This window comes from Vibrio sp., from assembly GCF_038138445.1.
In the GTDB taxonomy this organism is placed as follows: Bacteria; Pseudomonadota; Gammaproteobacteria; order Enterobacterales; family Vibrionaceae; genus Vibrio.
Genome location: NZ_JAYQDQ010000002.1, coordinates 55,626 through 70,945, shown reverse-complemented (window position 1 = coordinate 70,945; position 15,320 = coordinate 55,626). Strand labels below are relative to the sequence as shown.

Below are 15,320 nucleotides of genomic sequence, written 5' to 3'. Positions count from 1 at the left end.
AGTGCTAACAAAGCTTATTAAAAAAGCGCCATTAAGACGCTTTTTTAATTACATTGATTAGCTTATCTTGATTCGAGCAAACTTACGCTTACCGACCTGAAAAACGTAGGTTCCAGCAAGAGGAGTGTGCTTAGCGTCTGAGACTTTTTCACTGTCTATTTTTGCTGCGCCTTGTTTAACCATTCGCATAGCTTCAGAAGTAGAGGCACATAAACCAGCTTCTTTTAACAAATTACTTACAGGCAGCCCCGCATCAAATGTAAATTCTGGCATTTCATCTGGAATTTGATTTTTAGCAAATCGATTAACAAATTCTTGCTCGGCAGCATCCGCTTCCGCTTCGCTGTGGAAACGCGCAATGATTTCTTTGGCAAGTAACACTTTTATATTACGAGGGTTCTCACCTTGAGCAATACTTGCCTTGAACTGAGCGATTTGCTCCAGCGGACGGAAAGACAGTAAATCATAGTAGCTCCACATCAAGTCATCCGATATAGACATGATCTTACCGAACATCTCGCTCGGTGATTCACTAATACCAATATAGTTATTGGCAGATTTAGACATTTTCTTCTCACCATCAAGGCCGACAAGAAGCGGCATCATCAACACAACCTGTGGTTTTTGCCCATTTGCTTTTTGCAGTTCACGCCCCATCAGCAAGTTAAACTTCTGATCGGTTCCCCCTAGTTCAACATCCGTTTCCATTGCAACCGAATCCCATCCTTGAAGAAGAGGATACATAAACTCGTGGATAGCAATAGGTTGACCACCTGCATAGCGTTTTTTGAAATCATCACGCTCCAGCATTCGTGCAACAGTCTGATTAGCAGCCAAACGAATCATACCTTCAGCACCAAGCTCAGATAACCATTCAGAGTTGAACTGCACCTTAGTTTTAGCTGGATCAAGGATTTTAAACACTTGCTCCTTGTACGTCTCAGCATTACGAACAACATCTTCACGACTCAAAGGTGGTCGTGTGGTGTTCTTACCTGTAGGGTCACCTACCATGGCCGTGAAGTCTCCAATAAGGAACGTAACATCATGACCTAGCTCTTGGAACAAACGCAGCTTATTGAAAATAACCGTATGACCAAGGTGAATATCCGGAGCCGTAGGATCAGCGCCTAACTTGATACGTAGAGGACGCTTCTCTTTTAGCTTTGCTATCAGCTCTTCTTCAGGAATCAGCTCTTCAACACCGCGCTTAATCTCGGCCAGTGCAGCTTCAATACTCGCCATTCTTGTTCACTCCCACAGATTTGGCAAAAATTTAGTAATTTACCATATTACTTGAATAGCGAGGATTTTTGAAACCAGTTAGACTAAACAGGTAACTATATTTACTGATTTTTTAGAACGAACACTAAGATGCTGTCTATTTTCAACCAGCTCCCAGCTATACACAGAGCGTTTATTGTTTTATTTGGTGCATTAATTATCATTGCGCTACTGCTCCCTTCACCCCGAGATTTAAGCTCTGAGAAAAAGCTCTATCAGCTCGGAGAATACTATCCAATTGATATAGATAATCGATCATTAACGGTTTTTGACTCAGACAATAAAAGTGCAGCATTACGCTGGGAAAAACACACCGTAGGTTCTGGTGATACCATGGCTCTCCTTTTCCAAAGAGCTGGATTATCTGCTCGGCTGCTACATGAGCTCACAACAACCAATAAAGACATAAAAAGGCAGCTGACTCGCATACGCCCTGGGGATACCTTCTTATTTGGCTTTGACGTCGACAGCCAACTTGTACAAATCTCTCGTAAAATCAGTGCCTATGAAACTTTTTTGATCACACGCTCCACAACAGGATTTACCTCCAAGCTAGAGAAAAAAGAAGTTCACTATCAATATAATTATGCTGAAGCTGACATTGCCTCAAACTTCTGGAACGCGGGAGTTGGTGCTGGGCTAACTGCCAACCAAATTATGGAATTAGCAGGTATATTTGGCTGGGATATAGACTTTGCGCTCGATATTCGAAAAGGCGACCATTTTGAAATTCTCTACCAAGACAAAATTGTTGAGGGTGAAGTTGTTGGCCAAGGCAAAATCATTGCCGCCATTTTTACCAATCAAGGGGATACCTTTAAAGCTATTTTGAACGATAAAGATGGCAACTACTATGATGAAAATGGTCGAGCAATGCGAAAAGCATTTTTGCGCTCACCGGTAGATTTTCGTCGCGTTTCTTCAAATTTTAATCCTCGCCGACTTCACCCTGTAACTGGCAGAGTTAAAGCACATAGAGGAACAGATTATGTGGCACCAGTGGGCACTCCTATCTGGGCCGCTGGAGATGGCGTTGTACAAAAATCCAGCTACAACAAATTTAACGGCAACTACGTTTTCATCAGACATAGCAATACTTACGTTACCAAATATCTTCACCTAACTAAACGTAAAGTAAAAACAGGACAAAGAGTTAAGCAAGGCCAAACAATAGGGACACTTGGAGGTACAGGCCGAGTAACGGGCCCACACCTTCATTATGAATTTTTGGTACATGGTGTTCACAAAAACCCGAGAACCGTAAAATTACCACAAGCTAAATCCCTCAGAGGAAAAGATAAAACGACTTTTATCGCTAATGCTAAGCTGAGATTAGATAAACTCAACCGCTATGGTCAGTTGCTCGCCACTCAATAGACTAACTTCTCTTCCTCGAAGTTAATCGTCTAACTTCGGGGAAGTTAGAGCACTCTCTTGAACATAAGTGTTTATTTTGCTTTCTCGGCTCAACATCAAAAGGCAGGGAGTAAGAATCAATGTTAGTAATGTTGCAAATGCTAGTCCCCCAGCCACTGCTGTCGCAAGCTGTGACCACCACTGAGTACTAGGAGCACCAAACTCTATTTTTTGATTAATCAGATCAATATTCATTTCCAAGACCATAGGCAGTAGACCAAGAATAGTAGTTACCGTGGTCAACAAAACAGGCCTCAAACGTTGCACACCAGTGCGTAAAATAGCATCACGCTTTTCAACACCACGTTGAATTAGCTGATTGTAAGTATCAATCAAAACAATGTTGTTATTAACGACAATACCAGCCAGCGCAATAACACCTATCCCAGACATAATGACACCAAAAGGCTTTTGGAAAATTAACAGACCAACCAATACACCAACCGTTGAGAACAATACCGCACTGAGAATTAAAAATGCTTGATAAAAACTGTTGAACTGAGTTAACAGAATAAGTGCCATTGCAACCAAAGCTATCATAAAAGCTTTCTGTAGAAATGCTGACGAGTTCTCCTGCTCTTCATTCTGACCACGTATTTTAAACTCGACGCCATCGGGCAGTGACAACTGGGCTAATGCATGCTCAATCTTTGGCAGTTCAAGTGTGAGGTTATACCCCTCTTTCATATCTGCGAAAACGTTAATCACTCGGCTGCCATCAATGCGGCGAATTGTATCTTGCTTTGGACTAGGAATGATATTGGCAAAGTTAGTAATTGGTACCATGCCCGCTGCTGTCTTAACTCTCAACTGATCAAAACGACCAATATCTCTCTTCTCTTCTGGGTAGCGGACAAGGATATCGACTTCCTCAGTCGCATCATCTGGTAAGTAGTCACCTAATTTAAGTCCATTCGTTACAAACTGGACAGTATTTCCGACCAAAGTCGCATCGGCAAGAAAACGAGATGCATCATCTCGGCGTATGTCTATCTGCCAATCAATTCCCCCTTTACTCGAAGTATCACTGATATTAGTAAAGCCTGGATATCCATCAGCCCAATGACGAACTAAGTTGGCTCCAACATCAAGTTGATCGTGTATTCGAGAAGAAAGTTCAATAACTAAATCATGCTCTACTGGTGGACCTGCATCAGGAAATTTGTATTCAATCTCAACACCAGCATATTGGTCTGTTGAGCGTTTCAACTCTTCGATAATTGTTTTTATTTTGCGTCTATATTGCCAATCAACAGGAGTAATTTGAATCTGACCTAGCTCGTCATCCCCTCCTGTTTTGGTATACACACTTTCAAACTCTTGATGGCCAAGCATCACTGATTCAATATCTCGCATGATCACATCTTTTTCATCCAGTGATAAGTCACCATGAGAGCGCACTTTGACAGTAAAAAACGGCGGATCCACCTCTGGAAAAAACTCTGCGCCTAGGCCTGATTTTGCATACGCCCAGCCAACAAGAATTGCTAGTAAAATAGCGCTGATTAGAATTCTAAGTGGGTAGTTAAGTGCAACATTTAAAATTTGGTAATAGTGTTTGGTTAACCCTTTGGCTTTGGAAAAGTCCCCATGATCAAGCGCAAGCATTATTTCACCTTGACGCTCCGTGGCCTGTTGAGGTTTACCAAATAAACTCCCCATAACAGGCACAAACAAGAGCGCCATCGCCAATGATGCCGACAAGGTAGCAATCAAAGTAAGGGGAAGATACTGCATAAATTCGCCTGTGATATTAGGCCAGAAAAGTAATGGTGCAAAAGCTGCCAAAGTAGTCGAAGTTGAAGCAGTAATAGGCCATGCCATACGTTTGGCCGCTTCTCGATATGCTTCTCTTCGGCCTAGTCCTTCTTGCATTCTCCTATCTGCATATTCAGTCACTACAATTGCACCATCAACAAGCATGCCGACCGCCATGATCAATGAGAACAATACAACAATATTAATTGTTAAACCGAACACAGCCAGAACCAGCAAACCAGTTAAAAAAGAACCAGGAATTGATACACCGACAAGAAATGCAGTGCGGACGCCAAGAATTGCTATGATCACAACGACGACAAGAATAATGGCAGACAAAATATTATTCTGCAGATCATTAAGCATCATTTTGACATCTTTAGACTGATCCCAAGTATATTTGACCTGCAGGTTATTTGGCCACTCTTGATACTTCTGCGCTTCCATAAGTACTTGCTTGATGAGAGCGACGGTTTCAATGATGTTTTCACCCGCACGTTTCTTTACATCCAGAACGATTGCTGATTGTCCATCTAAACGCGCATAACTTTCAGGGTCTCGAAAAGCCCGCCTAACCTTTGCAACATCTCCAAACGTAATCACCTGCTTGCCATCAACTTTAACTGGCAACTCTAATACATCTTTGATCGAATCGAATACCGAAGGCACTTTGACCGAGAATCGACCATAGCCTGTATCAACAAAGCCTGCCGCGACGACACGATTATTTAAAGCGATCAAATTATAGATATCGGCTTGATCGAGGCCATAACTTTCCATCAATAACGGATCAACGATGATTTCAACGATATCCTCTCTGTCTCCAGCGATATCTACTTCAAGAACTTGACGAAAACTTTCGAGCTTGTCCCTCAACTGGCGAGCAATTTTTACTACGGTTCTCTCTGGGACCCCACCATAAAGCACAACCGTCAGTGCTGGCTCTTGAGACGCAAAAGTGACTTCATTTACTGTCGGTTCATCACTATCTTCAGGTAGTCTCGGCTTGGCTAAATCGACAGCTTCACGAACATCAGCCATGGCTTTATTCAAATCAATCCCAACACTAAATTCAAGCATCACTGAAGCGTGCCCTTCAGAGGCTGTAGACGTCATTTCTTTCACCCCTTCTATGGAGCGAAGTTCCTGCTCAATTGGCCGAACGAGCAGTCGCTCTGAATCAGTTGGAGAAATACCTTGGTGGCCAACCGAAACATAAATGATAGGGATTGTGATATCTGGGCTAGATTCTTTAGGCACAGTAAAATAAGTCGACACCCCAGCAACCAAAATAAAAGCCAGTAAAACTAGCATTGTTCTGACTCTAGATAGTGCAGCATCAATTAAGGCATACATAACTTATCCTCACTTGTTTTGCTCAACAGCAATAACCGTATCGCCATGCCGCACAAAACCTTGGCCAGTAGTAATGATACTTACTTGCTCCCCCAACCCCGTAAGCCAAACACCGTCTTGTTCAGCTTTGACTAGTTTAATCGGGATAAAATTAACCTGATCACGATTCAAAGCTTTTACCCCTAGATTGCCAGATTCATCCAGTGCAAGCATTGCTGGTGTCACTTTAATCGCCAACTGCTCGCGAAGATTTAATTCAACTTCAGCACTCACTCCGGCAGGGATTTTTTGTTGAGGATTGGGCAAAAGAATTTCGATTGGAAAAGTATTAGTCTCAGGGGATGAAACTCTGGAAATATAGCTGACTTTACCTTCAATTTTGTGGCCATCAATAAAGGTTATCCAGGCGGGTTGCTGGAGCGTCAGATCTTGAATATGTCGCTCACTCACATCGGCTTCTATGACTATTTGGCGAAGGTCAATTAAGGTCGCAACTGGATCGCCAACACCAACAAAATCACCAAGCTCTATGTATAAGCGCTCAATAACGCCGCTAAATGGCGCTTTAACCGCTGTATTTGCGAGTGCAATTTTTGCATTACGCAGACCTGCTTTTGCTTCGATTAGATCTGCTTGAGCCTTACTAAAAGCAACTTCTCCTTGTAATCCTTTGTTTTTTAATGATTGAACTGCCTTGTACTCCTTTTCCCTGACGATAAGTAATGCACTGGCTCGTTCTACCTGAATGTCCAAATCACCTTTATCGATGTGGGCAATCACTTGCCCTTTATTGACAGCATCTCCTTTACTCACCGCCAGTTCTACAATCTTACCCGCTATTTCCGCGCCCAATTTGGCTTGCTTATCAGGTGCAGTTCTTCCATATAAATCTATCGACTTTTGAATTTTTTGAGCCGTGTATGTCTGAAAGCTAACCTTTGCTTTAGGCATATCACTTACAGTATTCGGCATAGTATTTTCTTCAGCAATAAGAGTCCCTAGCCCCAACCAAACCGATAGAGCAAAAATAATAGCCAGTGACAAAATATAGGGTCTTGTAGAAAGAAGTTGGAAGAATGACAGTCTGCTCATAACAATCCTTTGCCGAGTATACACATCAAGTTTTATCAACTCAGGATATAAATGAACCAATCAAAAATAAAACACGCGTAACCAGTAATTTAGTCAAGGTCTCAGTTATTAACTTTAGGCAGTGAGAGTTTGTGACATTCTAAAATTAAATAAGGCGGGTATCTAAGGTTTAAAAGGTGAATGAGCGGGAATGCAGATTAATAACAGCCGCGACAATGCGCGGCTTGTTAAGTTTTCACACGCTAAACGAAGCGCCGCAACCACACGTCGTTGTTGCATTGGGGTTACTCACAAAAAAGCGTGAGCCTTCAAGCCCTTCTGTATAATCAACTTCACCGCCAACTAAGTATTGTAAACTCATGGGGTCAACAACTAAAGTGACACCACTATTCACTATCGTCGTGTCACCCTCGTTTACATTCTCATCGAATGTAAAGCCGTATTGAAAGCCACTACAACCACCACCGGTAATATAGACACGCAGCTTGAGATTTGGGTTTTCTTCTTCAGCAATTAACACTCCCACCCGTTTGGCGGCAGCATCTGAAAAAGTTAGTGGAATATTGACTTCACTCACGATGACCTCTCTCACATTTCGATCCAATAGCCTGCTCAGTATCGGATACATCATTCATATTCTAATCTCCCTATTATCTAATACCTGAGTTATCCGTTCAAGTATTCACCATCCATGTCGATTTTTTTTCGTTAAGTCACTGCCTTAATGCCGAAAAAACACACACATCAGACTGCAAAATGTTTCATGTATAAAGGTGACCATGTACAATGTGCGCCTAAATTGGTCCGAAGTAATCAAAATGAGGGTATATCCATGACCAAATCAGCAGAGCTTTACGAGAAAGCCCAACAAACGATTCCCGGAGGGGTTAATTCTCCTGTGCGTGCTTTTAATGGTGTAGGTGGAGCACCTATTTTTGTCGAGCGAGCTGACGGTCCGTTAATTTTTGATGCTGATGGAAAAGCGTATATCGATTACGTAGGTTCTTGGGGACCTATGATCCTTGGGCATAATCATGCCGTCGTGCGTGAAGCTGTGATTGACGCTGCTCAAAGAGGCCTTAGCTTTGGTGCTCCAACGGAAATGGAAATAAAAATGGCAGAGCTAGTATCCGAGTTAGTTCCATCTATGGAACAAGTTCGTATGGTAAGCTCAGGCACTGAAGCAACGATGAGTGCAATTCGCCTAGCCCGTGGTTACACCGGACGAGATAAAATTGTTAAGTTTGAAGGCTGTTACCATGGCCACGCTGATAGCTTACTAGTAAAAGCAGGATCTGGCGCGCTTACTCTTGGTCAGCCAAGTTCACCAGGTGTACCCGCAGATTTCGCTAAGCATACCCTAACTGCAACCTTCAACGATTTAGATTCTGTACGTGAGCTTTTTGCAGCAAACAAAGGCGATATAGCCTGTATTATTGTCGAGCCAGTGGCTGGAAACATGAACTGTATTCCACCTGTTAAAGGGTTCCATGAGGGACTGCGTGAAATCTGTGATCAAGAAGGTGCTCTACTTATCTTTGATGAAGTTATGACAGGCTTTCGGGTTGCTTTAGGCGGAGCTCAGGGTTACTACAAGATAACCCCTGATATAACAACATTAGGAAAAGTCATTGGTGGCGGCATGCCTGTGGGTGCCTTTGGTGGTAAAAAAGAAATAATGCAGCATATCGCACCAACAGGCCCTGTTTATCAGGCTGGCACTCTATCAGGAAATCCAATTGCAATGGCCGCCGGGTATGCATGCCTGAATCTACTCAAAGAAGACGGTAACGAGCAAACTTTAGCAACTAGAACACAACAGCTCGCCATGGGCTTTAAGTCACTGGCAGAACAGCATGGAATTCCTCTTGTAGTCAATCAAGTGGGCGGAATGTTTGGCTTTTTCTTCACAGAGCAAACACAAGTCACATGCTATGAAGACGTTGCTAAATGTGACATCGAGCGATTTAAACGCTTCTTCCATTTAATGCTTGAGCACGGTGTCTACCTTGCTCCTTCAGCATTTGAAGCCAGCTTTACTTCGCTAGCTCATGGAAGCAAAGAAATTGACGCAACACTAGAAGCTGCCGACCGCTGTTTTGCCCTTTTAGCGAACCAAGTCTGATAACCTTCCACCAATTAGGGATCACCAAAGTTTTAGGTGGTTCCTAATTGATATTAGTTCCAATAGAGAATAACCAGTACACTCAGCAAGCTAACCATTAACCAAAACCAAGGTATTTTTCGCTTGGCTTGAACATTATTACAGCAAGATTTTTCCTCATTACAACACCCCATTAAACTCCCCTCTAGATATAACACTTTGGTTTTACGTTGAAGATTCAGCAGATTATGGCCATTATACCTACATCTAAGTGAATAATTGGATCGCAAACGTGTCAGGAAAATTAAAAATCACATCCAGCCATTGGGTGATCGTGGTTGCTCTTCTCGCTGCAGGTTTCGCCTGCTTCTTGTTGGTGGAACCCTATATAAACTCAATTGTCATGGCCTTCATCATATCGCTTTTGATGTTTCCCATTCATGATAAGATCGAAACACGCTTGGGCAGTCATAGAAACTTAGCCTCATTGCTTTCTTGCACGCTACTCTCTGTTATCATTGTCTTACCACTTCTGTTTGTTTTTGCCGCAATTGTTCAACAAGGTTCTACTTTTTCACAGAATGTGTATCAGTGGGTTACACAAGGTGGTATTCAGGCCTTATTTGAGCACCCATGGATAGTAAAAGTTCTATCTATAATCAATACTTACCTCCCATTTGACGAAATTAAACCACAAGAAGTTGGTCAAAAAATCGCTCAGTTTGCAACATCATTTGGCACCAATTTAGTAGGAATTAGCGCCAAGATCCTTGGTGATGCCACCAGTTTTCTGCTCAACTTCTTTTTAATGCTATTTGTGTTATTTTTCTTGCTTCGTGACCACGACACAATTATTGCAGCGATACGTCATATCCTCCCACTGTCTAGAAGCCAAGAAGACAAACTACTTGAAGAAGTAGAAAAAGTATCAAAGTCAGCCGTGATGGGATCTTTTCTAACTGCGATTGCACAAGGCTTTGCCGGAGGCATAGGTATGTGGCTAGCTGGCTTTCAAGGTCTTTTCTGGGGAACCATGATGGGATTCGCTTCATTTATCCCTGTGGTAGGTACCGCATTAATTTGGATACCTGCGGCTATTTACCTATTTTTAACCGGTGATACAACATGGGGAATATTCCTGACAATATGGAGTATTGCTGTGGTTGGTTCTATCGATAACTTACTCAGACCATTTTTGATGCAAGGCAGCGCAGGAATGAACACATTAATGATTTTTTTCTCCTTGCTCGGAGGGCTTCATTTGTTTGGATTAATAGGACTTATATACGGACCGCTAATCTTTGCTATCACAATGGTGCTGTTTAATATTTATGAAGAAGAGTTCAAAGAGTTCCTCGACGAACAAGATCAGAACTAAGTTCAGTAAAGAGTAGGCTTCAAGAATGAGGGGGATTGTGAGAAAATCCCCCATCTTTTTTTTCCAGAGCCTATTATGTCTGCCTATATCGCCCCGAGCCAAATTGCACAGAGACAACTCGACTATTTCGCAGGTAAAAACCTTATTGTTGCTGGTGAGCTAGAAGATTTGTTTCCGATAGAACTTACGAAATACTGTGAGTCCGTCACTGTTTTTACTACTAACTACAGTTATTACCGCCAGCTTGAGCCTTATGAGCAGCTATCTACTGTATTTGGCTCAGAGTTCGATAAAGAAACCAAAGCCGATATGATTTTGCTTTACTGGCCAAAAGCCAAAGAGGAAGCAGAGTTTTTATTGACTATGCTACTTTGCAAACTAGGCGTTGATACTGAAGTTGTTATCGTTGGAGAAAATCGCTCTGGCATTAAAAGTGCCGAAAAGATGTTTAAGCCTTTTGGCTCCATTGGCAAGTTTGATTCAGCAAGACGCTGTTCTTTTTATTGGGGAAAGTGTACCCAACCACCAACACACTTTTCTCTCAATGACTGGTTTAAAGAATATACGGTTAACTACAAAAATCAGCAGCTTGTAATTAAAAGTTTGCCCGGTGTATTTAGTCATGGACAATTTGATGTAGGGAGCCAGTTGTTATTAGACAGCCTACCTACCCTCAATGGTAAGGTACTTGATTTTGGCTGCGGAGCCGGTGTGATTGGCTGTGTCATGGCAAGTATGAATCCTGACATAGAGTTAGAAATGTGTGATATCAATGCACTAGCAGTAGAGTCAAGCATAGCAACATTAGCTGCCAACGGCCTAAATGGAAGAGTTTTTGCTTCTGATGTTTACTCTAATACCAGCCAGGATTACCAATTTATCATCAGTAATCCACCTTTTCACTCTGGATTAGAGACGAGTTATAATGCGACAGAATCTCTTCTTGCCCAAGCTCCAAAATACCAAACAGCAGAGGGCCAGTTATTTATCGTAGCGAATAGTTTTCTCAAATACCCACCAATTATTAGTGATGCATTTGGTAATTGTGAGAAGATAAATAAGACCAACAAATTTGCAATTTATCACGCAAAAAAATAAATAATAAGCTCAATACCACTCGACTATTGAGCTTAAACCCGCCTTGTGACAAAAAATTCAGGTTGATTCCACGCTTTGCATCTAACTTACTTGTCAAAGTAAAAAAACTCGTTAATTTTGTCATTCTAAGCAGTTTACGTTTTTGCTTGAGCATTTAAATGCCAGCCTACACTAGGGAAAGTTAAGCCAAGCTTATGTTTAAGTTATATAGAAAACAAAGATTTAAGCGACTAAAACACACTCTGATGCTCGCCTTTATGATACTGAGTATTACGCCTCTTACTCTTGTCGCACTATTCTTTTTGCACTCTCACAGTAAGGATCTTGAAGAGCAAAGTACGTCGCATTTAGTGTCGGTGCGCGACAATAAGCACCAGCAACTGTTAGATTATATGACAGCTAAACAATCTGAAGTAATGGGTTTTGTCCGGTCAGAATTAGCTTATGCCAGTGGTGGACGTTTTTATGGTTTAGTAAACGCCTTTCGAAGTTTAGGATTAGATATAGAGCAAGCTCGGGAATATGCACAGCAGCGCTATATCAAAGGCTCAGGAGATCAAGTAAAAACGTCCATCCTTCCTCAATCTAGTTTGTATAACGGTACTGAGAGATATCGTTTGCTTCATAAGCGTTATCATAGGGCATATATTGAGCTTTTAAAACGCTCTGACTTTGATGATATTCTGTTGGTCGATTTGGAAGGTAATGTGACTTATTCTACTTTCAAATATGACAACTTTGGTACAAACCTGCTCACAGGACGCCATAAAGATACCCATCTTGCTCACACATTCCAAAAACTCATGACTGAAGTAGTCAGAGAGCGTCAAAGCAATGAAGAGTACACACCCGTTATCATCTCTGATTTCAAAGTCGAGGGCAGCAAACAAGTTGCTTGGCTAGGCGCGCCTATTATTCAGCAGGGTTATCTGCATAGCTACGCTATGTTCCGCTTACCCAATAACGCAATAACCAAGTTTATCACCGACCACAATGAAACTACTGAGATGAGAACCTTACTTGTGGGTCAAGATCATCTTTCTAGGACCCTAGCGATACAACAACAAGACATTGATAATAGCTATCAAGTCGTTGGCAAGGCTCTAAGTGGTGATACAGCTGTAGGCACCTATATAAATAAGTCAGGTGACAGTATTATTGCAGCCTATAGCCCGATTTCTTTTAACGGCATTAATTGGGCGATTATTGTTGAAGTTCCAGAAAAGGAAGCCTTCGCGCGCGTTCATCAGCTCGAGACCATCTTTATTTTGGCTATGCTAGTTGCCATCGTACTGGTGATTCTTGCATCCCATTATCTTTCTCAATTTATTACGGCCCCCCTGTTAAAATTAACTTGGGCTGCTGAAAAGGTATCAGCTGGAAATCTCGATACAGACATAGTAAATACTCAGAGAAAAGATGAAATTGGACGGCTTGCAATTAGCTTCGAACGCATGCAGCGTTCAATTCGTGACAAAATACTATTAATTGAAAAACAAAACACAGAGCTTGAGAAAAACCTTCAATTGATCCAGAAACAAAATGAAGAGCTGCAAATTACGAACAGACTTAAGGATGAGTTTCTAGCAACCACATCTCATGAGCTGAGAACCCCGCTTCACGGCATGGTAGGGATTGCTGAAGCACTGATATCAGGTGCAAACGGTCCAGTAACCGCCGATCATAAGTACCAATTAGACATTATCATCAATAGTGGACAACGCCTAGCAAACCTAGTTGATGACTTACTTGATTATCATAAAATGCGCTACGGAAAGCTCGATATAGAGACTAGAGCCGTTGATGTTTCCGGAGCAACGCGTTTAGTCATGGAACTTTCTTCCCACTTAATTGGTAACAAACCCATTCGAGTGATTAATCAAGTTCCTGACGAGCCCTTATGGGTATGCGCCGATCCACAGCGTCTAGAGCAGGTTCTCTACAACCTAATTGGTAACGCAATCAAGTATACTAGTGAAGGCAAAATTGTCATCTCAGCATGTCAAATAGACGATAATATTCGTGTTCAAGTAGTCGATACGGGGCAAGGTATACCTGCTGGTCAGTTAGAGCATATATTTGAGCCTCTGACTCAAGCAAACAGTGATAATGGGCGTTATCAGCAAGGGGCTGGCCTTGGCCTCTCAATCTGCCGTCAGTTGATCGACTTGATGAAGGGGCATTTATATGTCAGCAGCCAACCTATGGTAGGAACGACCTTCAGTTTTACTCTTCCGATAGCATCGGCAACTCAAATAGATCAAACTCGCCATGGTGACAATCCTCACTTTAAAGCCCCTGAGGTTATTGATATTGAGCCTTTTGAAAGTATAGCAACTACCGAAGATGCGTCAGCTCCCTTGCTTCTGCTAGTTGATGATGAGCCAGTAAACTTACGAATTCTAGACAGTTTCTTGAGGGTTGAAGGATACCGAATAAGAACAGCTCAAAATGGAGAAGAGGCAATAAAAGCTATTCATGATGAAAGGCCGGCTCTAATGCTGTTAGATATTATGATGCCTAGTGTCAGTGGCTATCAGGTTTGCCAAACCATACGCACGCAATTCGATCATGCTCAGCTCCCCATTATTATGTTAACCGCTTTGAACCAGCCAGATGACAGAGTTAGAGGATTTGAAGCTGGTGCTAATGATTATTTATCCAAACCATTCAATAAACAAGAGCTTGCGGCTAGAATCAAAGCGCACCTGACAGCAAGTAAAGCGGAGCAGCGTAGAGTTGAGAATCAACAACTCAAAGGTGAAATACAGCAAAGAGCTAGAGTCGAAGCGAGCTTACTTGAAACCCAAGGGCGTCTACTAGAGCAACTTGAATCTGCGCCGGAAGCCATTATATGTATCAGAGATGACAATAAAATTCGCTTCACCAATGAAGCGGCTTCTTTACTCTTTAAACGTACTTCAGAGCAGCTTAAGCGCTCGAAAGCGGATGAGCTTATCTCTCGCAAATTCCTAGAAATAAAAAAACCTCATTATTGTGGACCTATCGATGTCTACGTAAATGAAGTTCGCCAATCTTTCTCTGCAGATATTGTTAGTCTCCCGACCAACTCTGGACTCAAATCCATGTATATTTTTGACATTGGTGGAGGGATTAATACTACTCGCTTGAATCATTTAGAAACAGCGGTAGAAGCCCTCTCTAGTTACGCATTTGAAGGCGATAAAACGAAACTTCTAGAGCTCAAAGAACTTGGAGATGAATTTAGCGATCTTGTCGAAAGAGGCGCTCATAGTGACAAGTCAAAACAAGACATCATGCGTGAAATACTGGTTGATTCAATGACCAGCGGCCTTACATATTGGGAAAATGTAACAGGCCTGAGTAAATTTGATTTTGCTGAACAAAGTGGTTTATGGCGAGTCTATCTAGATCGCAGTACATTACAAACTCGGACCCTGGATAAATATTTGAGAGTAGAAACATTACCTAAAACACCGCGTTGGAGAACCGTATTAAGTTCATTGGAATACATTCTAGAACACTGCAAAGAAATGACTCCAGAGCGCAGCCACATTGAAAATTTGCATGACAAACTGCAGCATTTACTAACAAACTAGATATTGATAACTATTAAGTATTCCCTATACCACAAGATATGCATCAATATGCGTTAGGGATTTGTGAATTAAAAGCAATATACATCAAGCTATAATCTGGCTTAGCTTGCAATATTAATTGGATAAACTGGCATAAAGTCATCAGTTTGAGAGCGTAATCACAACAAGACGGCAGAATTTATCCAAAACATTAATAGTGCCAAGAATTACACTAGTGATAATGATCTCATAAAGTAACTAACACCCAAACACT

9 protein-coding genes are annotated in these 15,320 nt (G+C 41.8%); 5 read left to right on the top strand and 4 right to left on the bottom strand.

What is annotated here, in order from left to right:
- Positions 1–57: 57 nt before the first annotated feature.
- Positions 58–1,245 (bottom strand): tyrosine--tRNA ligase, encoded by a 1,188-nt coding sequence (gene tyrS, locus AAFM34_RS01120; RefSeq protein ID WP_341659095.1) that lies wholly within the window; start codon positions 1,243–1,245, stop codon positions 58–60.
- Between the two features lie 129 nt (positions 1,246–1,374).
- Here tyrS and AAFM34_RS01115 point away from each other — a divergent pair, with 129 nt between their 5' ends.
- Entirely contained in the window at positions 1,375–2,661 is a 1,287-nt protein-coding gene (locus tag AAFM34_RS01115; RefSeq protein WP_341659093.1) for a peptidoglycan DD-metalloendopeptidase family protein, read from the top strand.
- 21 nt (positions 2,662–2,682) lie between these two features.
- On the opposite strand, the gene AAFM34_RS01110 is transcribed toward AAFM34_RS01115, so the two are convergent.
- The 3 genes from AAFM34_RS01110 to erpA form a co-directional block, all read right to left on the bottom strand.
- Positions 2,683–5,814 carry an efflux RND transporter permease subunit gene (locus AAFM34_RS01110; RefSeq protein ID WP_341659091.1) on the bottom strand — a complete coding sequence of 1,044 codons (3,132 nt, stop codon included), beginning with the start codon at positions 5,812–5,814 and terminating at the stop codon, positions 2,683–2,685.
- Positions 5,815–5,823: 9 nt separating this feature from the next.
- On the bottom strand, positions 5,824–6,906 hold the full coding sequence (locus AAFM34_RS01105) for an efflux RND transporter periplasmic adaptor subunit (protein WP_341659089.1): 1,083 nt from the start codon (positions 6,904–6,906) through the stop codon (positions 5,824–5,826).
- A 235-nt stretch (positions 6,907–7,141) separates the two neighbouring features.
- On the bottom strand, positions 7,142–7,483 hold the full coding sequence (gene erpA, locus AAFM34_RS01100) for an iron-sulfur cluster insertion protein ErpA (protein WP_371833241.1): 342 nt from the start codon (positions 7,481–7,483) through the stop codon (positions 7,142–7,144).
- A 255-nt stretch (positions 7,484–7,738) separates the two neighbouring features.
- Between erpA and hemL the strand changes: the two genes are divergently transcribed.
- The 4 genes from hemL to AAFM34_RS01080 all read left to right on the top strand — a co-directional run bounded on the left by hemL (position 7,739) and on the right by AAFM34_RS01080 (position 15,067).
- Positions 7,739–9,031 carry a glutamate-1-semialdehyde 2,1-aminomutase gene (gene hemL, locus AAFM34_RS01095; RefSeq protein ID WP_341659087.1) on the top strand — a complete coding sequence of 431 codons (1,293 nt, stop codon included), beginning with the start codon at positions 7,739–7,741 and terminating at the stop codon, positions 9,029–9,031.
- A 271-nt stretch (positions 9,032–9,302) separates the two neighbouring features.
- The gene (locus tag AAFM34_RS01090) at positions 9,303–10,388 is read left to right on the top strand and encodes an AI-2E family transporter (protein ID WP_341659085.1); all 1,086 of its coding nucleotides are present in this window, start codon (positions 9,303–9,305) and stop codon (positions 10,386–10,388) included.
- Positions 10,389–10,463: 75 nt separating this feature from the next.
- Positions 10,464–11,486 (top strand): 16S rRNA (guanine(1207)-N(2))-methyltransferase RsmC, encoded by a 1,023-nt coding sequence (rsmC, locus tag AAFM34_RS01085; protein WP_341659083.1) that lies wholly within the window; start codon positions 10,464–10,466, stop codon positions 11,484–11,486.
- Positions 11,487–11,680: 194 nt separating this feature from the next.
- Positions 11,681–15,067, top strand: coding sequence for a response regulator (locus AAFM34_RS01080; protein WP_341659081.1), 3,387 nt, complete (start codon positions 11,681–11,683; stop codon positions 15,065–15,067).
- Positions 15,068–15,320: the final 253 nt, after the last annotated feature.